General features: G+C 57.1%; 1 protein-coding gene. It reads left to right on the top strand.

Annotation, left to right across the window (positions count from 1 at the left end; all coding sequences use genetic code 11):
• Positions 1–406, top strand: a 406-nt coding sequence (locus tag ACZYTD_RS17195) for a hypothetical protein (protein ID WP_463893922.1), incomplete at both ends; no start/stop codon positions are given.

Raw genomic sequence — 406 nt, 5'->3', positions numbered from 1 at the left:
TACCGATGCACACGCCACGGGCACCTTCAGCATTGGCGACAGCGATGGTCTGGATGATATCAAGAGCCTGACGATTGTCGGCACCACGTTGACCGTGGCAGCTGGCGACACAGTGGCCGACCTGGTTGGTAGTGTGGTGGATACCCAGTATGGTCAGTTGACGCTGGACAGCTTCGATGCCGCAACGGGTACCTTCACTTACGGCTATCAACTGCTGCACAACGTGGACAACGACTCACAACCGGGTGCGGATACTTACGGCTTCACCGAGACCATCAGCCTGTCTGTGTCTGATGGCACCAGCAGTGCCGATACCAGCTTCGGCGTCTACATTGCTGATGATGCGCCGACGGCAACCGACAACGAAAACAGCCTGGACGAAGATACGGTCAGTGTCAGCGGTAAC

It is taken from the genome of Pseudaeromonas sp. HNCC25DJ180, from assembly GCF_055413345.1.
This window is presented reverse-complemented; position numbering and strand designations above follow the sequence as displayed.